The 23,958-nt window shown below is 62.0% G+C and carries 17 protein-coding genes; 8 read left to right on the top strand and 9 right to left on the bottom strand.

Translation table 11 applies throughout. The features are described 5' to 3' along the window. Positions 1–31 precede the first annotated feature (31 nt). Together RM6536_RS02815 and RM6536_RS02810 are read right to left on the bottom strand one after the other, a co-directional pair. Entirely contained in the window at positions 32–727 is a 696-nt protein-coding gene (locus RM6536_RS02815) for a TetR/AcrR family transcriptional regulator (RefSeq protein ID WP_060823953.1), read from the bottom strand. A gap of 110 nt (positions 728–837) precedes the next feature. Further along, complete coding sequence (locus RM6536_RS02810; protein ID WP_060823952.1) at positions 838–1,902, bottom strand: hypothetical protein; 1,065 nt, start codon at positions 1,900–1,902, stop codon at positions 838–840. A gap of 233 nt (positions 1,903–2,135) precedes the next feature. Between RM6536_RS02810 and RM6536_RS02805 the strand changes: the two genes are divergently transcribed. The 6 genes from RM6536_RS02805 (at position 2,136) to RM6536_RS02780 (ending at position 9,210) form a co-directional block, all read left to right on the top strand. Then, a complete protein-coding gene (locus tag RM6536_RS02805) occupies positions 2,136–2,864 on the top strand; it encodes a queuosine precursor transporter (RefSeq protein WP_060823951.1) in 729 nt (242 codons plus the stop codon). Between the two features lie 107 nt (positions 2,865–2,971). Continuing rightward, positions 2,972–4,423, top strand: coding sequence for an amino acid permease (locus tag RM6536_RS02800; RefSeq protein WP_060823950.1), 1,452 nt, complete (start codon positions 2,972–2,974; stop codon positions 4,421–4,423). A gap of 230 nt (positions 4,424–4,653) precedes the next feature. Continuing rightward, positions 4,654–6,159, top strand: coding sequence for an amino acid permease (locus tag RM6536_RS02795; RefSeq protein WP_060823949.1), 1,506 nt, complete (start codon positions 4,654–4,656; stop codon positions 6,157–6,159). Between the two features lie 368 nt (positions 6,160–6,527). Further along, a complete protein-coding gene (locus tag RM6536_RS02790) occupies positions 6,528–7,037 on the top strand; it encodes an acyl-CoA thioesterase (protein ID WP_060823948.1) in 510 nt (169 codons plus the stop codon). Positions 7,038–7,138: 101 nt separating this feature from the next. Next, positions 7,139–8,254, top strand: coding sequence for a hypothetical protein (locus RM6536_RS02785; protein WP_060823947.1), 1,116 nt, complete (start codon positions 7,139–7,141; stop codon positions 8,252–8,254). A 239-nt stretch (positions 8,255–8,493) separates the two neighbouring features. Continuing rightward, positions 8,494–9,210 carry a hypothetical protein gene (locus tag RM6536_RS02780; RefSeq protein ID WP_060823946.1) on the top strand — a complete coding sequence of 239 codons (717 nt, stop codon included), beginning with the start codon at positions 8,494–8,496 and terminating at the stop codon, positions 9,208–9,210. A 135-nt stretch (positions 9,211–9,345) separates the two neighbouring features. Here the strand turns inward: RM6536_RS02780 and RM6536_RS02775 are convergent, their stop codons facing one another. The 5 genes from RM6536_RS02775 to RM6536_RS02755 all read right to left on the bottom strand — a co-directional run bounded on the left by RM6536_RS02775 (position 9,346) and on the right by RM6536_RS02755 (position 15,084). Continuing rightward, the gene (locus RM6536_RS02775) at positions 9,346–9,855 is read right to left on the bottom strand and encodes an SRPBCC family protein (protein ID WP_060823945.1); all 510 of its coding nucleotides are present in this window, start codon (positions 9,853–9,855) and stop codon (positions 9,346–9,348) included. A gap of 32 nt (positions 9,856–9,887) precedes the next feature. Continuing rightward, on the bottom strand, positions 9,888–11,198 hold the full coding sequence (tgt, locus tag RM6536_RS02770) for a tRNA guanosine(34) transglycosylase Tgt (protein ID WP_060823944.1): 1,311 nt from the start codon (positions 11,196–11,198) through the stop codon (positions 9,888–9,890). Between the two features lie 197 nt (positions 11,199–11,395). After that, a complete protein-coding gene (locus RM6536_RS02765) occupies positions 11,396–12,334 on the bottom strand; it encodes a Dyp-type peroxidase (protein WP_060823943.1) in 939 nt (312 codons plus the stop codon). 150 nt (positions 12,335–12,484) lie between these two features. Then, entirely contained in the window at positions 12,485–13,747 is a 1,263-nt protein-coding gene (locus RM6536_RS02760) for a glycoside hydrolase family 76 protein (protein WP_060823942.1), read from the bottom strand. 164 nt (positions 13,748–13,911) lie between these two features. Next, positions 13,912–15,084, bottom strand: a complete 1,173-nt coding sequence (locus RM6536_RS02755) for a pseudouridine synthase (protein ID WP_060823941.1) — start codon at positions 15,082–15,084, stop codon at positions 13,912–13,914. A gap of 568 nt (positions 15,085–15,652) precedes the next feature. Between RM6536_RS02755 and RM6536_RS02750 the strand changes: the two genes are divergently transcribed. Then, positions 15,653–16,237, top strand: coding sequence for a TetR/AcrR family transcriptional regulator (locus RM6536_RS02750; protein WP_060823940.1), 585 nt, complete (start codon positions 15,653–15,655; stop codon positions 16,235–16,237). Positions 16,238–16,510: 273 nt separating this feature from the next. Here RM6536_RS02750 and RM6536_RS02745 read toward each other — a convergent pair whose 3' ends face one another. Continuing rightward, entirely contained in the window at positions 16,511–22,093 is a 5,583-nt protein-coding gene (locus tag RM6536_RS02745) for a DEAD/DEAH box helicase (RefSeq protein WP_060823939.1), read from the bottom strand. A 147-nt stretch (positions 22,094–22,240) separates the two neighbouring features. Between RM6536_RS02745 and RM6536_RS02740 the strand changes: the two genes are divergently transcribed. Next, positions 22,241–22,828, top strand: a complete 588-nt coding sequence (locus tag RM6536_RS02740) for a malonic semialdehyde reductase (protein ID WP_060823938.1) — start codon at positions 22,241–22,243, stop codon at positions 22,826–22,828. Positions 22,829–23,009: 181 nt separating this feature from the next. Here the strand turns inward: RM6536_RS02740 and RM6536_RS02735 are convergent, their stop codons facing one another. Further along, on the bottom strand, positions 23,010–23,957 hold the full coding sequence (locus RM6536_RS02735; protein ID WP_060823937.1) for a DUF4232 domain-containing protein: 948 nt from the start codon (positions 23,955–23,957) through the stop codon (positions 23,010–23,012). Position 23,958 lies beyond the last annotated feature (1 nt).

Here is a 23,958-nt window from a genome sequence, read left to right as displayed (position 1 = left end):
GCTCTGCGTATTACTGCCTGGAGCGCCACACTTAGGATGCGACCTTCAAGTTCGCCTCCTGCACGGGCGACTGCTCCGGCAGAGACTCCTCGGAGTCCAGGCGAACAGGGTTGCCTGCGGCGTCAAAACGTGCGCCCAGGCCCATCTGAATAAAACGGATAGTATTCAGAATCTGGCGCTCGCGAGTCTCCTCATCCGGTGCATCCTCCGCGCGACCCGCACTTGAGGAGAGGGAACCGTGTACGAGCATCGCCAGCTCGCGAATGTCGTTCTTCGGAATGTAGTTTTCAGCAATGGCGGCAGAGAGAATATGCGCCAGCACCATCTGCAGTTCGTGCACGTGCTTGCCGAGCTTCGCGTAGGACTCGGGGGAAAGCATGGAGCGCATCGCCGGGCCCGGAGGCAGGTGGCGGCGCGCCAAATCGTTGATCTGCAGGCGAATGTAGACCGCGAGCTGGTCAATCGGGTTCTCGATGCCCTCCAGACCGACGCGCAGTTCGTTGAGGAAGCGTTCGGTCTCATCCAGGGCGTAGGCGACCAACAGTTCGCCCATGTCGGCGAAGTAGTTGTAGACCGCGGTGCGGCCGATGCCGGCGTTCTTGGCGACGTCGGTCATGGTCAGGCCGGGCAGGCCGCGGGTGTAGAGGATCTCGCCGAAGGAGTTGAGAATGGCACGCTTGGTGTTCTCGCGCTGGGCGGCGTTGGTTGCTGCAGAAATACGAGGCATAGTGACACTCTACCCCAAATCGTCATCAAATGACGAATTTATTGAATGTGTCACCAAGAAATTTGCCCAATCCATGCGAATTTTCGCGTTTATGACGAAATAACCGCCCCCTACAAGAACCCCAAACGAGTAGCCGCCGCCAAATCAGCACCCACCAACGACGCAATCGGATACCCCGTATGGCCGCGCCCCGGAGTCACCTGCAACAAAGTCCGCGCCCCCAAACCTTCGTAGAAAGCGCTACCCTCCTGCACCGCAATACGCGCCGACCAGCTACCCTCCGCACTGGTCGCCATACGCCGACGACCCGACGGCGAACGCCCATCCAACACACCCACATGCCAACTCATCAACAGGTGCTCATGCGAGGAAGGATTCAACGCCGCCCGCTCACGCACCCGTTCCGGCACACCGTCGGCACCGCCGCCACCGATGAAGGTCGCACCGCCTCCACGGATCCAGTCAATATCGTGCGAGAGCAGCTCGTAGCTGAGGAACTCCGCGCCCCCCGAATAGCCCGCAAGCCAGACGCGGCTCATATCCACCCCGTACGCCAGGGCAATCTCCTCAATCAGAGCACGCACCATCCTGCCGTTCGAGCGGGCACGAACCCACCAGTTATAGGTCAGAGGAGGCGCATAGGAACCGGCATCCTTCAGGCGAGGCTCCCGTAGGCTACCCGGCGACAGCACCGGCACCGACAGCATATTGAACTCAGCCGCCACCTGCGCCAACTCGGCACGCAGGGGAGAAGTACGGCGCAACAGGCGACTACCGGCACGCGAAAGATGATCACCATCAAAATAGAACAGCACACCGGGCGCAGACTCAGACTCCGACAGAAGATGCAGATTATCGACCCGGTAGTAGATATTGCGACCCCGATGCGTAAACGACCGGTAACCGAGCAGCTCAGAGGACGCCAGAAGCATCGGCTCCAGCAGAGAAAGACCGGTGCGCACAGCCTGCGCTGTATAGGTCAACAGCGGATGCAGACGCGGAATATGCGCGCTCAGCCGCCGCTGGTTACGGTACCGCCGCCTCCGCGCTCGCCGTAGAGAGCCACGAACCGAGCGCTGCACCGAGCCGCGAACCGAGGCGCGTGAAGCATGCCCCGCATCCAGCGGGGACGCCACCTGCCCGGTATGGTGAACTCCGCGGCCCAGATTCTTCATACATTTATTGTAAATGTGCGGTCAGGAAGGCTGGCGGGATGGTCATGAGCGTCCACACTCTTGAACGGAGCCCATAAACCTGCCGCCGGTACGGCGTATAGGTACTATTAGATAGGCTCGGGTGGCAGACGAGCCGGTGAACCCTGCCCTGCATTGCAGGCTCACCACCACGCGTGAGGGCTCGTACCTGACGTGAAGAAACACATCGCATGAAGAAAGACTTGGGGAAAGTAATGGCTAAACCCGTTAGCGAATCTAAAGCTCAGACGAGCACCGTCAAGGTGCCCTGGGCTGGTCGCCGCGGCTACTTTGATCTGCTGCTGGGCGCATCCTGCGTCATCCTGATCATTTCGAATATTGGTGCAACCAAGGGTGTGGAGTTCGGTCCGCTACCCTTCGAGTTGCCCCTGATTGGCTCGACCATCGTCACCGACGGTGGTTTCTTCCTCTTCCCGCTCGCCTACGTGATTGGCGACCTTCTTTCTGAGGTGTACGGCTTCAAGCGTGCCCGCCGCGCCATTGTGGCGTCCTTCGGCTCGGCTGCTTTTGCGGCCCTGTGCTTCCTGCTGATTGTGCACCTGCCCGCTGCGAGCTTCTACACCGGCCAGGAGGCATTCGCGCAGGTTCTCGGCCCGGTCTGGCAGATTTTTGTGGGCTCCCTGCTCGGTTACCTCTTCGGCCAGACCCTGAACGCCTGGGTCATGGTCGCGATGAAGAAGGCAAGCAAGGGCCGTTTCCTGTGGCTGCGCATGATTGTCTCCACCCTGGTCGGTGAGCTGCTTGATACCCTCATCTTCTGCTCCATTGCGGCACCGGTGCTCGGTATCGACACCGTGGAAGCATTCATCAACTACGTACTGATCGGCTATATCTACAAGTGCCTGGTCGAGGTGCTCCTCATGCCGATCAGCTACCCGATTATTGGTTGGTTCAAGCGTCACGAACTCGAGTACGTGGCATAAGCTAACCTCCTTACAGCTGATGTGCACAGCCGCCCGGCCTAACGCCTGGGCGGCGTTGCCATTTCAGCTTTGTTCAATACACAGCATGTCTAAGAAAGAGATACGTTATGTCTAAACTGCAGGGGAACACCCCCGAGCAGTCGAAGAACGACTCGTTGAATCGTTCCCTCTCCCACGGCCAGTTGACCATGATTGCAATGGGCTTGGCGCTGGGTACGGGCCTGTTCCTGGGCTCCTCCTCCGCCATTAAAATTGCGGGCCCCGGCGCAATCATCTCTTACGCTATTGGTGCGATGATTGCGGCAACCATTGCTGCGTGCGCGGGCGAAATGTCCGTGCGTCACCCCGTCCAGGGCGGTTTCGGCACCATTGCGAGCCGATACCTGAACCCCTTTAGCGGCTACCTGACTCGCTGGGCGTATTGGGCATGCACCGTGCCGCTGGCTGGCGCTGAGCTGGTGGCGGTTGGTCACTACATGGCGTACTGGTTCCCGGACGTTCCCCTGGCTGTGTTCGTCGCTCTCTTCGGCGCAATTATTCTGGCGCTGAACCTGGTGAGCGTGAAGTCCTTCGGCGCCCTGGAGTTCCTGCTCTCTTCGATTAAGGTTTCTGCCGTCATCGTGTTCATGGTGATTGGTGTACTGCTGGTGTTCGTGGGTCTGCCCGGTCACGCCGCGGCGGGTACCGCAAACCTCGTGAACGACGGCGGCTTCCTGCCCAACGGCCCGGCATCCATCTGGATTTCGATGGCTGTTGTCATGTTCTCCTTCGGCGGTGTGGAAATGATTTCTCTCTCCGCAGCGGAGGCGAAAGACCCGGCACGCTCGGTGGCAACCAGCGTGAAGGCAATGATTTGGCGCCTGTCCACCTTCTACGTGGTGTCCATGGCAATTATTCTGTGCCTGGTGCCCTGGCAGACCGCCGCACAGAACTCGGAGCTGACCGAGTCGCCGTTCGTGCTCGTCTTCTCTGAACTGGGCATCCCCTTCGCAGCGGACATCATGAACTTCGTCGTGCTCGTTGCTGCGCTCTCGGGCGCTAACGCCTCCCTGTACGCGGCAACCCGCCTGCTGCACGCCCTGGGCTCTGACCGCATGGCTCCCGCAGTGGCTGCACGCACCTCCTCGCGCGGCGTGCCGGTCGTGGCTCTGCTCATCTCCTTCACCGGCGTTGTCGTGGCGACCGTGATGGCCGTTGCCAAGATTGGCGACATCTTTGCCCTGCTCATGGCACTGGTGACCCTGTGCATCCTGATTGTGTGGGTCATGATTCTGCTGACCTACCAGGCGTACAAGAAGGACCAGAAGAACGCCTCCTCCTTCACCGTGCTGGGTGGCCGCGTCACCGCAGGCCTGGCTCTGGCGGGTGTTCTGGCGACCCTGGCGGCAATGTTCATGCTGCCCGGCTCGGGTGTTCAGGAATCCATCATGGTCGGCATCGTCTTCTTCGTGCTGATTTCTATCGGCTACGCCATCTCCTCGAAGGTTCAGGGCGGCTATGAGCGCCCCGACCTGGACGCTATGCACGCCGACGAAGACACCAGCGCGGCACAGCACTAAATAGCGTGAAAGCCTCACAAGGCTAAAACATACAAGGCACCGGATGGGGGAGCACCCCGTTCGGTGCCTTTCGCTTTTGTGCCCTAGATGACGCCGTTCTGAGCGGCGTGAGTGTGCCCGTAGAATAGTTAACTATTCGTACCCGTCAACAAGGCTAGAAGCCGCAGCAGCCGGGTGCGAGCACACATTGCACATCACGCCCCTAAGGCGTACTGACGGAAGGCACCTTCGTGTCCCACAACGACGATACCCGCAGCCACGCTGCAGCGGGGACCGCCGGATCGCGCACCCTGAAGCGTTCCCTGTCCCACGGACAGATGACCATGATCGTGATGGGTTCCGCGCTCGGTACGGGCCTCTTCTTGGGTTCGGGCACCGCCATTGCGATGGCTGGTCCTGCGGTCATTCTTACCTACGCTATTGGTTCTGCGCTCGCTTCGGTGATTGGTGCGGCAACCGGCGAAATGGCGGTTCGCTACCCTGTCCGTGGCGGTTTCGGTACTATCGCTACCCGCTACCTGGGCCCCTTCGCGGGCTTTTTGACTCGCATCGCCTACTGGACGGCGACCGTTCTGATTGCCGGTGTTGAGCTGGTGTCGGTGGCGACCTACCTGAATTATTGGTGGCCGCAGCTGCCCCTGTGGGTCGGTATCGCCGTGTTTGGTGTGGCGCTGATTGTGCTGAACCTGACGAGTGTGAAGTCTTTCGGCATGCTGGAGTTCTTCCTGTCTTCGATTAAGGTCATTTCGATTGTTGCCTTCCTGCTGGTGGGCCTGTGCCTGATTTTCTTCGGTCTGCCCGGTCACGCTGCGGTGGGTACCGCAAACCTCTTCAACGACGGCGGTTTCATGCCGAACGGCCCGCAGTCTGTGTGGCTGTCGCTGGCTGTTGTGATGTTCTCCTTCGGCGGTATTGAGATGATCTCGATTTCCGCTGCGGAGGCGAAGGACCCCTCCCGTTCGGTGCGTTCCTCGGCGAAGGCGATGATGATTCGCCTGGCGACCTTCTACGTGCTGGCGGTTCTGATTGTTGTAGCTGTTATTCCGTGGCGTTCGGCGTCCGGTCTGGGCGACGCTGTGGAGGCGTCCCCGTTCGTTCTGGTCTTTGAGCAGCTGGGCGTGCACGGCGTGGCGCACTTCGTGAACTTTGTGGTGCTGATTGCGGCGCTGTCGAGTGCGAACGCGAACCTGTACGCGGGTGCGCGTCTGTTGCACTCCCTGGCGGCTGACGGCATGGCGCCTCGCCAGCTGGCTCAGGTGAACCGCGCTGGCGTTCCGGCTCGTGCGGTATGGCTGTCGACCAGCGGCATGGTAATCGCTATTCTGCTGGCGCTGTACAGCCCGAAGGAAGCGTTCCTCTCCATGATTTTCGTGATTATGGTGTGCGCGTTGACCGTGTGGGTTCTGATTCTGTTCGCCTACATCGTGTACAAGCGTGTTGAGCCGGCAACGGGCGGTTTCCGCCTGTGGGGTGGCCAGTTCACCGCCGCGGTCGGCGTTCTGCTGCTCTTCGCGGTGTGGGTTGCGCTCTTCATGGTGCGCGGTTCCATGGTTCCGGCAATTGTGGGCGTGGGCTACTTTGTGGTGCTGAGCCTGCTGTACTTTGCTCGTATTCGACACACTCACGTGATTGACGAACAGACCTTCGTGGAGGCTCAGCAGGCAACTGCCGAGTATGACGCCATGAAGTACGAGGCTGATCATGCCTTGGAGACCGCGGCAAAGCTGGGCCGTTAAGGTTCTGTGGCTCCTCGGATTCTGTAGCTCCTCGGAGGGCTGTGTTGGGGCCTGCAGAGACTCCAAACTCCAAGAAGGTAATAAACGAAAAATACGGAAAATTTCTGGAATTCCCCGTAATAAAACCGTAAAAATACCATTGGTCCTCAGGGCGGGTCTATCATAGACAGTGAACCGTATGATCTTGTATGCGTTCAAATGTCTGTGTGTTGGATGAGGCTCGAAAGCATCGTAGCTTTCGAGCCTCATCGCTTTAATTTCTGAACATATTTTTAGAGCATTAATCCTAGATAATGTGTTCATTTGTTTTATGTTGCGAGTCTGTGCGAATGGCCGACTCGTGGTGCGGGGCGAGTAGAGTTAAAACCATGCAAAACCATGAAAAGAACCGCGAACAGAACCCCGCCTCTGAGGCCGGTACCACCGAACTGCTGGTGCACGTGCCCGCCCGCTGGGGTGATATGGACGCCTACGGGCACGTCAACAACGTTGCTATCCTCTCGGTCATGGAAGAAGCCCGTGTAGCGCTCTTCGGCCCACCGCCGTCCTCCGGGCAGAAGCCGACCGTGGCACCGCAGCCTCCGATTCCGCTGTTCGACCTGGTTGCCGAGGGCGTGCAGGCGCTCATTGCCGAGCACGGCATCCGCTACCTGGCTCAGCTGCCCTACACCGGCGAGCCCGTGCCGGTGCGCTTGAGCGTGGAGAAGGTCAGCGCCGCATCCGTGCGTATTGGCTACTCGATTCTCTCCCCGGTGGACCATCGTGAATGCGTGCGTGCCTTTACCGTGCTGGCGTTCTGGGACTCGGTTGCGGGGCGACTGACTCGACTGACCCCCGAGCAGCGTGATCTGCTGAGCTCCTACCTGCCGCAGAAGTAGGGGCGCTCCGCTGTAATAAAACGGTATTGAACGGGGGTAAGCGTATGCTTTAAATACCTTCTGCAAAGGGTGCAAAAGGTTCATTCCCGGGAGAGATAACAATGCCGTTTCACCACACTCAGGCAGGCTCCGTCGGCTGGGGTCGCCGCACGATGCGCGCCACCGGATGCGCCGCCGCCCTTCTCCTCGCCCTGACCGGCTGCTTTGGCGGTTCTCAGAGCGAAAACTCCTCGTCGACCCCCAGCCCCTCCAACACGGCTAACCACTCGAAGTACCCGCTCCCTTCCTCCACGGCGTCGCCAACGAAGAAGACCGAGCCGACCGTCACCGAGACCCGGGTGTCAGCCCCCGCAGAGAGCGCCGAGGCGAAGGCATCCGAATCCTCGGCACCCGCTGAAGCGAAGGAAACGGCGGCGGTCGCAAACCCCACTGCCGCTGCGACACCCCGCGCACCCGAAAAGGTGGAGGCTGAGCGCGCCTCCGCCGGTGAGCGTTGTGGACACATTGGCCGCAAGGGCTACCTGAAGACCGGTGCGGAAATCATGGTGCTGCGCGGTACCGTGGACTGCGCCCACGCCCTGGATGTGCTGACCGAGTACGTCACCACCCCGCGTGCCGACGACAACACGACCCAGCACAAGGTTGCGAAGGTTCAGGACGCCACCTGCTACTGGAACCCGCCGTCCGATATGGCTGAGAACCGTCGCGAGGATCGCGCCGCCCCCGAATGCACCATTGATGAGGACGTCGCCTTTGTGGCTCGCCTGGACAATCCGGATGCTCCTCAGATTCCCTTCCTCATGGAGCCCTCCTACTACGATTCCGGCGCCGGCTACTACCGTTTCAAGAGCGAGGACGAGCGCACCCTCTGCGAGCTGAACCCCGCGGACGGAACCCTGGTGTGCGAGCGCCGCACCGGCGAGCAGACCGGCGACGGTAACGGTGCGGTCGGTCGTACTTTTGCCGGCCCGGTGGAGGTGACTCGCATGAACTTCCTGACCGGCGCCAGCGAGGTGAATACCGTGAATGAGTCCTCGGCTCTGCACGCGGAAACCAACACCGCAAACACGAAAATCATGCACGCCCTGGATGTGGTGACGGTGCCCGCCGCTGAGGGCAAGCAGCTGACCTGCTTCGGCGAGATTGAGGCTGGCTCGATTACCTGCCATGACGGAAACGGCCGCACTATTACGGTGCGTGGCAGGCACGAAGGCTAAGCGCCCGCACCAGAGGCAATGAGCTGCCAATGAGTTGTCATTGAGCGGCAAATAGCTAAGGAGGGACTCCCCGCGATGCCGGGGAGCCCCTCTTATTGGGTTCTGCCCGCTGTGTCCCTTTCCCATTGGGCCCTAGAGGGGGCACCCTGCGGGTTCCTCAGATGCCGTATAGCTAGCTCACAGGTAGCGTCTTTAGAATACTGTTGAGGAACCCGAACCAATGACGCAGAAAGGTCACCATGCATCCGGCACAGAAGCATTCTAACCAGACTTCTACCCAGACTCGTTCTACGCTCCGCACCGCTAAGCGCTACAGCCCCGTAGCGCTCGGTGCCACGCTGCTGCTGGCGCTGTCGGCATGCTCCGGAGGCACTACCACCGCCTCCCCGAGCGCCACCGTAGTCCCTAGCCCCAGCGCTACGAGCGCGAAGGCGACCCCTTCGCCCACCCGCACCGCAACGGTCACTGAAAGCACCCCGACTGCCGGTACTGTGCACACCCCTACCGCGGCGGCTACCGTGAGCCCAGGAACCATCACCACCGCAAGCCCGGCAACGACTGCTCAGGCGAGCGCGGCGGCGAGCTCCTCCGCATCGGCTAAGGCGAATACTTCGGCGAGCGCTGTGGCGAAGGCGTCGAGCACTGCGAGCCTGTCCAGCTCGGATGTTCAGTCTGCGGGCGGTAGCTGCGGCAGCATGGACGCTACCGGCTACCTGAAGCACAACGCTACGGTTCAGGTGACCTCCGGCGCGGTGGATTGCCTGTTTGCGCGTGAGCTGATCCGCCAGTTTGTGGTGCAGAACCCCGCCGAGGTGACCGATAAGGCGAATGGTGAGCGTACCGTCATGTCGGCGCGCTGCTACTGGAAGCCGGGTGACGGCGCGGATCGTGCGACCCCCGAGTGCGTGTCCCTGGATGGTGGCAGCACCGTCATTACCGTGAAGCTGACCAACTAGTTCACGGCTCACACTCCACAGGCACAGGTCTTAAACACAAGCGCCGCGTTGACGAATCATTCGTCAACGCGGCGCTTGTGTGTTTCGAAGCTACCTCAGGCCGCTGGCGCGGCAGCGAGTGCTGCGCGGTGGGTTTTAGAGCTCTCCGCGTGCGCGGGCGGCGAGCACGTCATCCAGGCGGGCGAAGGTCGAACGCCAGGTGGTGCGCACCTCCTCGTGAACCGAGGCGGGCATGGGGCCAATCTCAATGACGATGCGGGTACCGGCTCCCACGCCGTCGGCGGTAATCACGGTTTCGGGGAAGAAACGGTGACGCTGGTACACCAGCACGCTACCGGGGTTGCCCAGGTGGTCAGGAAGCTGCTCGGCGTATTCGAGCTCCTTGAACGGCTCAATGCTCAAAAAGCGGCTCTGCAAAATGCATGACACCGAGGGGTCAACCTCGTTGATCATGGATAGGCGCTGCAGACCGCCGACGACGGGCTCCACGACAACGTCGGTGGGGCGCACGTGCCAGCCGGCAGGGCCGTACCAACGGACCAGCAGTTCGGGGTCCAGGTAGGCGCCGAAGACGTCCTCGACCGGAGCTGCGATCTCGTGGTCGAAGACGAGAAGCTCCTCATCGGGAACATGAGTGATGCTCATAGGGTTCTCCTTAAACGGGTTGAAGAGCGGGTTTAGGGCTTCTTACCGGAGTAGTAGTTGCCGAGGAACTCGTCACGGTACTCAAAGTAGGTGCCGTCCTTGATGGCTTCGCGGGCGTCGTCCACCATGCGCACGATGAAACGCTCATTGTGGATGGATGCGAGGGTCGCCGCCAGACGCTCGTCCGCCTTGAACAGGTGACGCAGGTAGGCGCGGGTGTAGTGGGTGCAGGTGTAGCAGTCGCAGCCCTCGTAGATGGGCGAGAAGTCCGCCTTGAAGCGCGCGTTGGTGATGTTGTAGCGGCCGGTGGGGGAGTAGACGGCGGCGTTGCGTGCCACGCGGGTGGGGGAGACGCAATCGAAGGTGTCTACACCGTTCTCAATGCCGACGAAGATGTCGTCGGGTTCGGAGATGCCGAGCAGGTGGCGGGGCTTGGACTCGGGCAGCTCTTCGGCGCACCAGCGCACGATGGTGCCGAGGTTTTCCTTCTCAAGCGCACCGCCGATACCGAAGCCGTCGAAGGGCATGGAACCGAGGTCCTGGCATGCCTTGCGGCGCAGGTCCTCGTACTGTGCACCCTGAATGACGCCGAACAGTGCCTGGTAGGGCTTGCCCACGCGCTCAGCGGTCAGGCGCTGGTGCTCAGCGATGCAGCGCAGCGCCCACAGGCGGGTGCGTTCGAGCGCCTCCTCCTGGTAGCCGCGGGAGTTGTAGAGGGTGGTCAGCTCGTCGAAGGCGAACATGACGTCGGCACCGATCTGGTGCTGAACCTGCATGGACACCTCGGGGGTGAAGCGGTGGATCGAGCCGTCAATATGCGACTTGAAGTTCACGCCGTCGTCGTCAATGTGGGCGAGGCGTTCCTTGCCCTTTGCCACGTCGTCGTCACCGAGGGGGCGGCCGTCGGCGCCCTTAGCGTCCGCGATGGTACCCATGTCGATCACCTTCTTGAAGCCGGAGCCCAGGCTCATGACCTGGAAGCCGCCGGAGTCGGTGAAGGTCGGGCCGTCCCAGTTCATGAAGGCGCCCAGGCCGCCTGCCGCGTCGAGGATTTCGGGGCCGGGCTGCAGGTACAGGTGGTAGGCGTTGGAGAGCAGAGCCTGAGCGCCGAGCTCCTTCATGGATTCGGGCAGGACCGCCTTGACGGTTGCCTTGGTGCCCACGGGGGTGAAGGCAGGGGTCTGGATCTGTCCGTGCGGGGTGGTGATGACACCGGTGCGTCCGCGGAACTGTCCGCCGTTGGCTTCTACACGTTCAGCGCTGGGGGAGGCGGTGTCCGCCAGGCGGCTGGTGATGGTGAAGCCAAAGTCCTCGGTGGGGAAAGAGTTATCTAGAACGCTCATTCTTCTCTCGATTGTTTGCTTTCCGTCTGAATGTCTACACCCTAGCCTACCGGAAAACCCCGCCTCTCTTGCCGGAGGCGGGGTTTGCGAGGGTACTGTCAGGCTAGGGTACTGTCAGGTTGGGGTACAGCAAGATTGGGGTATAGGCAGGGTGGCTGAGTTTAGCTAGCCCTAGTCGGCGAAGTTAGCCAGCGAAGTTAGCCGGCGAAGTCGCCGAGCATATCCACGGTCGGCACGAAGAAGAGGGTGCCGGTCACCGCGGTGCTGAAATCCAGCAGACGGTCGTAGTTGGCGCCATCCACTCCCATGAACATGTTCATGAGCATCTTCCGAACGGTCGAGAAGGTGCTGGCGTAGCAGATGAAGTAGGTGCCCAGCTCGTTGTTACCCACGGTGCCGAAGGGCATGTTGTCGCGAATAACCTTGAAGTCGTCACCGATATTGGCAAGAGCGGAGTGCGAGTTGGCGGGCTTCTCGTCCTCGCTCATCTCGATGTCCTCGTGCTTGGAGCGGCCAATGACCTTCTCCTGCTCGGAGACGGGCAGGGCGTTCCACGCGGTCATGTCGTGGATGTACTTCTGCACGAACTGGTAGCTGCCGCCCTTGTACATGGGGTCATCGTCACCGATGATGCCGAAGTATTCGCGTGCCGCGGGGGTCTGCGGGTTTTCGGTGCCGTCCACAAAACCAATGATGGAGCGGCCGTCCCAGTAGCGGAAGCCGTGCACCTCATCCACGGTCTCGGCAATATCGCGTAGAGCCGCAGTAATAGCGGAGGCCATATCGTAGGCGACGGACGGCTGAGTCGCGCGGATGTGGAAGTGCAGATCACCGGGAGTGGACACCGCGGTGTGCTTGGGGCCCTTAATCTCCTCGAACTCCACGAGCTCCTGCGGCAGCGGCATAGGCAGATCCAGGGTCAGCCACGCGCTGTGGCTGATACCCAGCACAATGCTGGCGTTCTCGGGCGAGTAGCGGTTCGCGGCGGTGTGGTTGAGGTTAATGACGAGCCCGCAGAGGTTCTGGAATCCCTCAACGAGCGCATCCTGCGAGATGCCCTCCTTGAACTTCCAGACCATGAAAATGGTGTTAGCGTTCGGGCTGGCAGTGACCTGTTGTGATTCTGAAGCAAGCATAAAATCCACCGTACGCCCGTGTGCATGCCCCTGCAATGAATCCAGCCCTAACCTTCTGCACTAGCCCTGATCTTCTGCGCTGAACGGAGAAGATTAGGGCTGGGGTGAAGAATCGTAGGGTTTTAGAGGCCGTGCTTTAGAAACAGTGCTTTAGAAACCGTGGGAGGCGAGGTCACGGGCATGCGCCAGGCGTGCCGCCGTCTCGAAAATGGTCCACGCCTGCACCTGAGTGGACAGCTCCACCGGCGCGCCGGGCTTCACAACCTTACTCATCGGCTCGGTGAACCGCGGGGAGAACTGCACGAGCGCCTTACCGCGAATCTCATTCGGGTCAATGCCGTACTCGTTCATCGGCAGGTCGGGGTCGAACTCGCGGCGACCCTCCCACAGGGCGCGTGCGGTCGAGTACACCAGGGTCGAGGCGAGCGCTCGCGCCTCATCGCTGAGCAGCGGCGAGGATGCCGCCATGCCCAGGTAGCGCACGAGAATGCCGGTGAACAGGCCGCCGTCGCCGTTGCCGTGCGAGATGAGGATGCGGCGGCGCGCACCGGAGAGGAACTCCACCTCCTCGGTCATGTGCTTGACGATGCCGACGATGAGGCGCTCAGCGCGTTCTGCGGGGTCCACCTCGCAGGATACACCGGATGCGGCGAGGCTCAGCAGGGCGCCCAGGGCGGTTCCCTGGTTGTAGGTGAATTCGCCGCGCTCGTATTCATACTCGTCGCCGCGCACGTTCACGCCGTCAATATAGAGCGAACGTTCTGCATCCCAGAGGGTTTCGTTCATCCAGTCCATGAGCGCGGCGGCAGTCTTCGGGTCGCCCGCACGCACATACGCCAGAGCGGTCGGCGCGGTCGCCGCAGCATTCACAAAATCACGCTTGGACTTACGCCAACTCATGCCGCCCACCGGGGAAATACCCTTTGCCAGTTGCTCGAAGAGAGCCGCGCCAGCATCCTGAGCGGCAACGTCATTAGCGCCGGTCAGCTCAATGCAGAAGGAATTCATGCGGCCCACCGCGAGGGTCAGCCACGCCATATCGTCAAAATAATCGTTCGCGAAGCGACCGTAGTTACGCACGTTAATGCCGCGCAACAGCGCGCGGGCGCGGTGTAGCTCTTCCTGGGCGGCAGTAATATCGCCCTCGCGCAGGTGACGCTGACCGGCGTCAATCACGCAGTCCAGCAGGTGCGCCTGCCACCAGTAATGCCAAACGTTCAGGCGCTGGCTCAGTGGGCGCGGATCGGGCACCTGCACTGAACCGATGAGGGCACCGGGCACACCGAGGATGCGATGCACAAAGGTATCGGTGACGCTGACGGCTGCGGCAGCGGCGTGCGAGGAGGTGCGCTGGGCGTACTCGCTAATCGACTCCAGAGACTGCTCGTTGTGGGAAGACGGCTGGGATTTCATGGACCCTCTGTAGTGTGCGATGAAGTATTACGTCTGAAATTATCCCACTTTTTGCCCTCTGAGCGCCCGGATGCTGTGGGCGGGCTCTCGGGCGTGATCCCTTTTCGAGAGCCCGCCAAGAAGATGCACCGCAGGGAACGGAGTGAACGCCACTCAAAAACCGGTTAGGCGGCGGCAGCCAGCGAGCGCTGGCTGTACAGGTCCACCCGCTCGCCGGTGATGGGGTGCTCAAAGTGCAGGCTGTACGCCAGCAGCTGCAGCGGGTACTCCGGGCGGTCTGGGGCGTCGGGCAACACCTGCGGGTAGAGAACATCGCCCAGAATGGGGGAACCCAAAAGGTTCAGGTGCGCCCGCAGTTGGTGCGTCTTGCCGGTGTGGGGCGCCAAATCATAGAGCGCCCATTCTTGTTTTTTGTTCAGTGTAGGCTCGGCTCCCCACCCCTTAACCGCCTGCGCACTCGGAGTGAAAGTTCGCAGAATCTTCACGGTCGTCAGCGTATTCGGCTCCACACCCTGCGCCGCGCACTGCTCCTCAGACAGCTGCTGAACCTGCAGCTGATCACGAATCTTCTGAATATGTGAACGCACCTGCAGACCCTCCGCACTCAACGCCTGCTCGGCGGCGGACGTGTCGGCGGGAACCGGCGCCACGGCGCGGTAGGTCTTCGACACCTGACGATGCTGAAACATCATCTGGAAGGGGCGGCGCGCCTCCACAGTCTTAGCAAAGAGCAGCACGCCCGCGGTCGGGCGATCCAGGCGGTGAATCGGAATCAGCAACGGGTTCCGCTCACGCACCCGCAGCTTGGTCAGCGCGGTCTGCGCAATATAGGAACCGCGCGGGGTGGTCGGCAGAAAATGCGGCTTATCAATCGCCAGCACGTGCTCATCCTCGTAGAGCACCGGCATATCGGAGGGCAGCTGCGGCTCGTCGGCAAGCTCACGGAAGTACCAGATGCGCTCGCCCGGCATATACGGGCTATCGCCGGTCAGAATTGTGCCGTCATCCAGACGCACCTCGCCGGTGTCGAAGCGGGCGTGAATAATCTGCGGGTCGTTCGGGTAGAAACGCGCAATCAGGTAATCCGCAATGGTTGCCGGGACGGTGTTGTTCGGGGTGAGCTCGGCGGGGAGCTCCTCCACAAGCGGCAGGATCAGCTGAATCGGGTCGATACCGTTCTTCTGAGCCAGCGGAGGGGTCAGTAGGCGGCGGTGCGTGCGGCGTGCCGGTTTCGCCTGATAGACGGTGCCGGACTGCATTCCCTGCTGCGTATCGGGCTGAGAGTTGGGCAGTGAGCTGGGCTGAGGGCGGGGGCGTGCGATGTTCTGTGCGGGCATGGCTCTACTCTACCTTTTGGGAGTTTCAGGAGGGGCTGATTCGGCGACGACCCGGGTGCGCTAGGCTAAGTTGCCTGCGAGTGGAAATATTACCGTGGGTTTGGGCGTGGGGTTGCGGAATGCAGTTTTGTCTGACACTCATGAATGTTTGTGTGAATGCGTGGAACAAAAAACGAAAACTTCACAAATTTTTGAAATTATTGGACATTTAATTTAAAAAAACTGCATTAATTTTACAAAAAACAGCGTTTATGTGCGGTATTTTCGAAAGTTCTGTCAAATCAGAAACTAATAACCCTCAATTTAGCCCCCGTGGTTTTTCTAAGTATAAAAGATGTGAAGCAAATAAATACCTGCTAACCTGAGCATCCTACGTCATAAACGCCTTAATAAAGGCTGAAAGTAGCCTTAAAGCGGTACGATTAAGACACAGAAGTTCGATATTTCGAACGAAGGGGTCGAAATGGGACAGAAACAGCGCAAGGGCGCAGAGAGTAAAGGAACACCCCCAATTACGGCGGTGCAATCAGACAATTCCAAAGCACCGGAAAATGCGATAGGAGAGGTTATGGAACATTCACAAAAGAATGCGGAGCCTCGCACCGGTGCCCTGCGCATGGAACCGCACGAACGCGAAGAGCAAATTCTGAAAATTGCTGCAGAACATTTCGCTCGACGCGGCGTACTCGGCGCCTCCATGAGCGCTATCGCCCGCGATGCAGGCATTACCCGCGCCCTGCTCTACCACTACTTCCCCGGCAAGGACTCCCTGGCGGCAGCCGTCACCCGACGCGAAGCCAACGCAGTCCTCGAAGCGCTCGGCGAGCACCACGAAAACCCCGAGGAAGCACTCCGCAGGGCGTTGCGCACCTACTTCCTCGTCGTAGCCGGTGTCCCCACCCCCGGTGGGGAGGACTTCCCGAACAACCCCACTGACTACCTCGAATGGATGCTCCAACGCACCGGCATGCCGATTAATGACCGCACCCGCGTCATCCTCGGAGGCTGGTTGCAGCTCGTCGACTACTTCGCCCTGCACGTCGTGCAGCTCAACCCCCGCGATCAGCGCACCGTTCGCTCCCGCGGGCTCGGGCTCGAAGAAGCTATCGACCTGTGCCTGGGTGCCGTTGACACCCTCACCGGCGGCTACTAGCCACTCTAAGAGGTGACAGGTCAACGTAGGACTTCCCGCTCCGATGTTTGGTTATGTGCTCCACGGCAAAGGCGACGTGGACATCCGGGCGGTTATTCCTCCGTCGCGCCGCTTGCGACGTGGCGGACTCCGGGAATACCACCCGGTTCGTGAGTAGGGAAACATAATGCCCCGTACCCCCTTCCGTGAGGGTGCGGGGCATTATGATGCTCAGGTTGAGGTTGAGGAAATAATTTAATCTGAGGCTAAGCTTGAGGATCTGCTTGCGTTAAGTTAAATGGAGCGGCGTAGCGACAGGCCACGAACCGTCGCGTAGAAACCCTGTGCCTGCAGTGCGGCACGCAGTGCCTCCACCGGATGCACCACAGCCTCGCCGGTGGAGGGATTCAGCGTGTGGGTGCCCAGCGTGTGAGTGCTCAAAAGCTCCACATCGTTGACCTTCTCCACCGAAATCTTCTCCGCACCACCGGCGGATACCAGGCGCGCCAGGGCGGGGGCCGCCGCCTCCAGAAGCACCGGGTCGGTGGTGAAAGCCAGCAGGGTCTTCGCGCCGCGCTCCACGTACAGCACCGGGGCGCCGTCCACCAGCACCACGCAGGCGCCCGCCTTGCGTGCCGGGCGGTGCTTGACCACTCCCACACCCTCGCCCGCAAAGGACGGAATCGCGGGCCAGCTCAGCGCCGCACCGTACGGGTTCGCCGGGTCGGTCGCCGCCAACAGGGTCACCGTGAACGTGCCGTACACCTGTTCCGTATCGGTACGCTGCGGGGTGTAGGCGCTCGCACCAAAACCCTGTGTCGCACTATAATTCTGTGGACCTGCGGGAATACTGAGGTTATCGGCGGTAGAACGCAGCAGGTCCACCGTCGCGGGGGCGGCGAACTGCGCCGCACCCAAACCCTCAATAAAGTAGCCGCGACGCACCAGCGCACGATCCTCAGCCGCCGAATAAATCCGGTACAGCTGCGAGAACCCGCCGGCAGAATCCTCCACCTGCAGGCACCCGCGAGTCAGCACACCGTAGCGATCCAGTAGCAGGTCGGCGCGTGCGAGCACCGCAACGGTCGCCTCCACCGGCTCCTGCAGCAGGGTGTCCACGCGCGAGAAGCGACCGCTATCCTGCGGGGCAACAGTGGGGGCGGTCGTATGGAGCCCGCCGCGGAGGGAACTACCGCGCAGGGAACGCAAGCCACGCCCGGCGACAGGAGCAGAGTAGCCGCCGGAACTATAGCTGTCAGCACTGTAACCGCCCGCCATGCCGTTACCCATGGAGGCGCGCGCCGCCGCAATACGGCCCGCCCCGCGGCGACCCACCCGCGACAGGCGCGCAGGGGCGGTCGGGGTCGGATGCGCACTGCGGACACCCGCAAGCATCGCCCGAACCGGCGCGAAACTATCGTTCGTCACCGCACCAGCCCACACCAGGCGCCACAGCGCCGCCGAAACCTCCGCCGCCTCCGGGAAAGTCACCACCTGACCGGCGGGTGCCGCCGCGCTCATCAACTGCGCCACCCGCTCACGCAGCGCCGGCACGAACAGGCCGCCGTGAGCCAGCGCCTCATAGATGGCGTGCTCCAGCGTGCCCGGAGCCTGCAACGCCTCCCAGAGCTCCGGGTTCTCCGCGCGCAGCAGCTGCTCCGGGTAGTCCTCGCCCAGGGTCAGCGAAGAACTCTCGCTCAAATGCAGGCGAATCCAGCCGTCAGACTTCTGTGCGCTACCGCCGCCGAGCTGACCGGCGCCGGTGAAGAACACCCTGCCGCTCGCCATGAGCTCGTCCAGCATGTGCGGCTGGTAGCCGGGCACGCGCGCCGGAAGAATCAGCGTCTCCAGCGCGGAAGCCGGTACGCGCACACCCGCCAACTGGTCGATGGCGGTGAGCAGATCCTCCGTGGAGGAGGCGGAGTCCTGACCCGCATGAGTGGTGCCGTTTTCTGCGCCGTTCTCAGCCATCGGGTTGAGTGCCATCGGGTTGGGTTCCGCTGTGCCGAGGGGCGCGACCCTCTCGCCCACCACCGTGGCGGCGCGGCGGGAGGGCATGAACGCACCGTAGGCGCTCGCCTCCGGCAGGGTCTGCGCAACCCGCACGGATAAAGAACGAACGTTCTGCCATGAGGGCAGGAAAACGCCATAGACCTGCGCCGATACCGGCTCAATCTCCTCACGCAACGCCGCCAGGGAACGGGCGCGAATCGTGCGCAAAACCTGCGCATCCACCCACTCAACGCCGACCGCCCCGGAGGCGCGCAGCACCTCGGGCAGGAACTCGCCAGAGCTCAGGCGGCGCTGCTGCTGAAGACGCTGCAACACCGGAGTCAGCACGCCCACACCCACCGGGGTCAGGCGCGAAAAATGCTCCGCCACCTGCTGCGCCGTAAAGGGAATATGGGTGCGCGCATAGCGAGAAACCAAATCCTCTAAAGGCTCCGCGACCGGCTCCAGGAGGGCAGCAGGAAGCGCCGCAGCGGGCATAATGCCCAGTCCATCGCGCAGACGCGCGGCATCCTCAACCGCCGCATAGTACAGCTGCGGCTCGGCGGAACCATCGGCAGCTCCCATGAACGAGAACGCGCGGCGCGAGCGCACCAGCTCCTCCGCCAGGGCGCAAGCCTCAGCCGTGCTGGCGTGCGCGCCGGAACCCTCGCCGTAGTTTTCAGCCCCCTCGGACTCGCCGAAATCTTGAGAACCGTGCGCCGCAGATTCAGCCCGCAAACGCAGACTCAACTCCCGCGCGCTCAACGGGCCCAGCTGACGCAACAGATCCGCCACGCCCTCCACACCGCAGGCACGGTAACGCTCACCCGTGCGCTGCAGACGCTGCTGAGTCTGCACCAGAACCGCCGGATCCAGCAGGTCGCGCAGACCGCTCGAACCTAGAAGCTCAGCCAGCAGTGCCGGGTCCAGCGACAGCGCGGCGGCGCGGCGTTCGGCGGCGGGCGCATCGCCATCGTAGAGGTGCTCGGCAACGTACTCAAAGAGCAGGGTGCGCGCAAAAGGCGAAGGGTCGTTCGTCTCAACCTCCAGCATGGACACCGCCCGAGACTGCAGGGAACGGTGCACCTGAACCAGCGCCGGAACATCGTACACATCCTGCAGACACTCGCGCGCCGTCTCCAAAAGCACCGGAAAATCAGGGTACTTACGCGCCACATCCAGCAGCTGAGCCGCACGCTGACGCTGCTGCCACAGCGGGGTGCGCTTACCCGGATCACGGCGCGGCAACAGCAGGGCACGCGCCGCATTCTCACGGAACCGAGACGCAAAAAGCGCCGAATCGCCCACGCGTTCGGTGACAATCGCCTCCAGCTCGTCCGGGTCGAAAAGGAATAGGTCAGCGCCGGGCGGTACATCCTCCATGGCGGGCAGGCGCAGAATCAAGCCGTCATCGCTCGCCATGACGGAGGCATCCACCCCGTACCGCTCCTCGATGCGGGCGCGCACCGCCAGCGCCCAGGGTGCGTGCACTCCGTAGCCGAGCGGCGAGTGCAGGACCACTCGCCAATCGCCCAGTTCGTCGCGGTGCCGCTCCACAATCATGCGGGTGTCGGAGGGGACCGCCCCGGTGGATTCGCGCTGCTCACGTAGGTAGGCGAGCAGGTTATCGACCGCCCAGGTGTCCAGTCCGAGCTGTTCAAGCTGCTGGCGGGCGGCGGCGCTATCGGTGGCATCCAGGCTGGAGAGGGCGCGCGTGAACGCACCCGTCTGCACACCCAGGGCGTAGGGGCGACCCATGCGGTCGCCGTGCCAGAAGGGCAGGCGCGCGGGCTGACCGGGCGCGGGGGAGACCCGCACCGCGTCGTGCGTAATTTCTTCAATACGCCAACTGCTCGCGCCGAGGGTAATGACCTCGCCAGCGCGGGATTCGTACACCATTTCCTCGTCGAGCTCACCCACTCGCTTGGGGCCGCGCTCTTCATCGCCGCTGACCAGGTAGACGGGGAAGAGTCCGCGGTCGGGAATCGTGCCGCCGCTGGTGACGGCGAGGCGCTGCGCACCGGGGCGGCCCTCAATACTGCCGGAGGGTGCCTCCTCGGTGGGGGTGCGGTCCCAGATGATGCGCGGGCGCAGTTCGGCGAACTCGTCGGAGGGGTAGCGTCCGGCGAGCATTTCGAGCACGGAGTCGAAGAGGGCGCGCGGCAGTTCGGCGTAGGGCGCGCTACGGCGTAGCGCCTCGTACCAGGAGTCCACGCTGATGGGGCCCAACGCGCAGGCGGCGACGGTCTGTTGCGCGAGTACGTCCAGGGGGTTGGTGGGGATGGTGAGCGGCTCGAGGGTTCCGCTGCGCATTCCGGCGAGGGTGACTGTTGCACCGAGCAGGTCGCCGCGGTGCTTGGGGTAGAAGAATCCGCGCGAAATTTCGCCCACGCGGTGTCCGGCGCGACCCACGCGCTGCAGCGCGGAGGCGACCGAGGGAGGCGCGGCCACCTGGATTACGAGGTCCACGTGGCCCATATCGATGCCCAGTTCCAGGGAGCTGGTGGCGACCACGCAGCGCAGGGTTCCGCCCTTGAGCGCCTCCTCGATGAGGGTGCGCTGTTCCTTGGATACGGAGCCGTGGTGCGCACGGGCGAGCGGCGGCACCTCGGCGATGTCGCAGATGCCTGCCGCATAGTCTTCGGGATCAATTCCCTGCTTCGCGAGGACGCGGCGCAGGTGAATATCGTTGAGTGCCGCGGTGAGTTTTTCCGCTAGTCCGCGCGAGTTAACGAAAACAATCGTAGAACGGTTGTTCTCAATATGGTCGACGATGCGCTCCTGCACGCGCGGCCAGATGGAGGTCTCGGGGCGCTCGCTATCGGCGGTGTCTCGCAATGCCTTTTCGCGCAGCTCCCCTTCTCGCAATACCTTTTCCGGGATGGTGAGCGTATTTTTAGGCGCGGCGTTATTGCCCTGTCGCGCCGGGTTTGCCTGTCCGGTTTCTTGACCGGTTTCTTGGCCGGGGAATACGCCAATGGCATCTTCGAGCGTGTAGGGAGCGCTTGCCGGGGTATTCGCTGCGCTGGGGGCAGGCTGTGCCGCGCCCTGCGCCGAGCCGGCAGAAGTTGAGCCCCCGCCGCCCGGCACCTCCGAGGGCGCATATTCTGATGGGGCGTAGAGCCCCTGCCCGTAGTCGTTGGCGCCTCCGAGCGCCGCCATATTGGGTACGGGCACGCTCAGACGCAGGTCCCATTCTTTGGCGACCGGGCGGCTCATGATGGTCACCGGCTGAATGCCGCCGAGGAACCGGGCGACCGCCTCCGGGTTTTCGACGGTTGCGGAGAGGCCAATGCGCTGTGCGGGCTTTTCGAGGAGCGCGTCGAGGCGTTCGAGGGAGACCGCCAGGTGTGCGCCGCGTTTGGTGGCGGCGAGGTTGTGAATCTCGTCCACGATTACGGTGGTCACGCCCGTAAGGGTGTTGCGGGCGGCGCTGGTGAGCATGAGGTAGAGGGATTCGGGGGTGGTGATGAGAATGTCGGGCGGGTTGCTGATGAGTTGGCGGCGTTCGCGTGCGGGGGTGTCGCCGCTGCGCACGCCCACGCTGATGTTCGGTTCGCCCGTGTTGTTTCCGCTTAGGCGGGTGATTCCGGTCAGTGGTGCGCGCAGGTTGCGTTCGACGTCGGCGCCGAGTGCTTTGAGGGGTGAGATGTAGAGGATGCGCGTGCCGCCTGCGGTTCCGGCTTCGTGTTCGCGGTGCAGGGCGTCGAGTGCCCAGAGGAAGGCGGCGAGGGTTTTGCCGGAGCCGGTGGGGGCGATGATGAGGGTGTTGTTGCCGTTGCGGATGCTCTCCCAGGCGCCTTCTTGGGCGGCGGTGGGTGCGCTGAAGGTGGCGCGGAACCAGTCGCGTACGGGGGTGGAGAAGTGGGAGAGTGCGTCGGTCATGTATCTATTATGGCGGGGTTTATGGTGTGCGTCTCTTGAATTGTTGGGGGTCGGGGAGGAAGATGTGCTTGACAGAGCTTCTATAGAGCATGTAATATTTTACTTGTAAAGTAATTGACTGAGAGAACAACCCAAAGGAGCCTCACCATGACCCGCCTGACCGAAGAACAGCTCATCAACCTCTTCCACGAGCCGCGCACCGTCTCCTCCTTCACCGAGGAGCCCGTCACTGACGAGCAGCTGCGCCGCATCCAGGAGCTGACCTTCTACGGCCCCACCGCCTTCAATAGCCAGCCCCTGCGCATCACCTGGGTCAAGAGCCCCGAAGCACGCGAGCGCCTCGTCGCACACATGGCAGACGGTAACCAGGAAAAGACCCAGGCGGCACCGGTGACCGCGGTTCTCTCCGCGGACGCAAACTGGGTAGAGCACGCTGACACCTTCAACCCCTACGCTGCCGACTTCATCAAGGGTTTCTTCACCACCGAGGAGCTTGCCACCCCTGCAGGTGAGCTGAGCGCTCACCTGCAGGCAGGCTACTTCATCACCGCAATCCGTGCCCTCGGCCTGGACGCTGGCCCCATGACCGGCGCAGACTTCGACGGCATCAAGAAGGAATTCTTCGCGGACAACGCAGAGATCCCGTTCCTGGTCGTCAACCTCGGCCACGGCGAGGCTCCCGCATACCCGCGCGGTGCACGCTTCAGCCACGAGGACGTCACCCGCTCCCTCTAAGAGCACGCGGATACGGCATAGCTAAACACCATAGCTAAACACTAGGCTTAAAAATAGTTCAAGGGCGGTTCCCCCAGCACGGGGAACCGCCCTTGAACTATAGGTGCACAAGTGAACTATAAGTACACACAACGTGCCAGAGTTATTTACATCCGCAACGCTGCCTTAGCGGGCAGCTGCCTTAGCGGGCACCAAACTGGCCCACCGACAGCTGCGGAACAGACGAGGAACACGCGGTCGTATCCAGCGGAACAATCACTCCACCGGAACCCGAGGGAAGACCCACCAGGAAGCCCTGAACCGGGCGGCTACCGCAATCATCGCCGAAGCGTGCCGGGTACACCGAACGCAGTACCGCGGTGGTGCTATCGCCGGGGTTAAGGGTCACGCCCGCAGAGTTCATGTACTCATCGGAGGTGGAAGCCTCACGACCAACCCAGGTTCCCGAAGGACCCGCATGCACCACACGCGGGTAGCCGCGCAGGGTACAGGAGGAGTTTGAGGAGTTCTGGAAGTACAGGGTGTAGTTTCGGGCGCCGGGGGAGCCTTCTCCCACAGCAACCGAAATGTTCAGGTCATCCAGATCGCACTGGGTCGGGCCCTCAGCAACAGTATTGCTGGAGGAGCTAGAGGACTTCTCCGAAGAGTTCGAGGAATTGGAAGAATTCGACGAGCCCGAAGAACCGGAGGAGTTCGAGGAGTTACCCGAAGAGTTGGAACCCGACTGTGACGACGAGTTTGAGCTCTTCTGGGAATCCTGCTGAGAATCTGCAGAGTCGTCTGACTTGTTCTGATCGGAACCCTCGCGGGAGGAATCAGAAGAATGAGAGTCAGAGTTCTGCTTCGACTCGTGAGTCTCGGTGTGGGAAGAAGACTCGGAGTGCTCAGAGGAAGAATCGTGGTGCGCCGCATCGGGGGAGTTCACCACGGTAATGGAGCCCGGGGACACAGAAGGGGTAGCCCCGTCGGAGGCTACTCGAATCGTACCGGGCTTGACCGAAGCCGAAGCACTCGGCTGCGCCGAGGTGCCTTCAGCTTCCTGACCGGCCTGGGACGCGCCGCATCCACTGAGCGCGAGCACGCAACAGAGGAGGGTGGTTGATGCGAGTACCTGAGCCGATTTAAACATG

This window comes from Rothia mucilaginosa (assembly GCF_001548235.1).
GTDB lineage: Bacteria > Actinomycetota > Actinomycetes > Actinomycetales > Micrococcaceae > Rothia > Rothia mucilaginosa_B.
The sequence above is the reverse complement of the archived record's forward strand: the minus strand, read 5'-3'. Positions and strand labels throughout refer to the sequence as shown.

Bases quoted from the DNA above. Each gene is read 5' to 3' on its own strand.
- RM6536_RS02760 (WP_060823942.1), bottom strand. From the start codon at position 13,747: ATGAAATCCCAGCCGTCTTCCCACAACGAGCAGTCTCTGGAGTCGATT.
- RM6536_RS02745 (WP_060823939.1), bottom strand. From the start codon at position 22,093: ATGACCGACGCACTCTCCCACTTCTCCACCCCCGTACGCGACTGGTTC.
- RM6536_RS02805 (WP_060823951.1), top strand. From the start codon at position 2,136: ATGGCTAAACCCGTTAGCGAATCTAAAGCTCAGACGAGCACCGTCAAG.
- RM6536_RS02780 (WP_060823946.1), top strand. From the start codon at position 8,494: ATGCATCCGGCACAGAAGCATTCTAACCAGACTTCTACCCAGACTCGT.
- RM6536_RS02755 (WP_060823941.1), bottom strand. From the start codon at position 15,084: ATGCCCGCACAGAACATCGCACGCCCCCGCCCTCAGCCCAGCTCACTG.
- RM6536_RS02785 (WP_060823947.1), top strand. From the start codon at position 7,139: ATGCCGTTTCACCACACTCAGGCAGGCTCCGTCGGCTGGGGTCGCCGC.
- RM6536_RS02735 (WP_060823937.1), bottom strand. From the start codon at position 23,957: ATGTTTAAATCGGCTCAGGTACTCGCATCAACCACCCTCCTCTGTTGC.
- RM6536_RS02815 (WP_060823953.1), bottom strand. From the start codon at position 727: ATGCCTCGTATTTCTGCAGCAACCAACGCCGCCCAGCGCGAGAACACC.
- RM6536_RS02750 (WP_060823940.1), top strand. From the start codon at position 15,653: ATGGAACATTCACAAAAGAATGCGGAGCCTCGCACCGGTGCCCTGCGC.
- RM6536_RS02775 (WP_060823945.1), bottom strand. From the start codon at position 9,855: ATGAGCATCACTCATGTTCCCGATGAGGAGCTTCTCGTCTTCGACCAC.
- RM6536_RS02800 (WP_060823950.1), top strand. From the start codon at position 2,972: ATGTCTAAACTGCAGGGGAACACCCCCGAGCAGTCGAAGAACGACTCG.
- RM6536_RS02790 (WP_060823948.1), top strand. From the start codon at position 6,528: ATGCAAAACCATGAAAAGAACCGCGAACAGAACCCCGCCTCTGAGGCC.
- RM6536_RS02810 (WP_060823952.1), bottom strand. From the start codon at position 1,902: ATGAAGAATCTGGGCCGCGGAGTTCACCATACCGGGCAGGTGGCGTCC.
- RM6536_RS02765 (WP_060823943.1), bottom strand. From the start codon at position 12,334: ATGCTTGCTTCAGAATCACAACAGGTCACTGCCAGCCCGAACGCTAAC.
- tgt (WP_060823944.1), bottom strand. From the start codon at position 11,198: ATGAGCGTTCTAGATAACTCTTTCCCCACCGAGGACTTTGGCTTCACC.
- RM6536_RS02740 (WP_060823938.1), top strand. From the start codon at position 22,241: ATGACCCGCCTGACCGAAGAACAGCTCATCAACCTCTTCCACGAGCCG.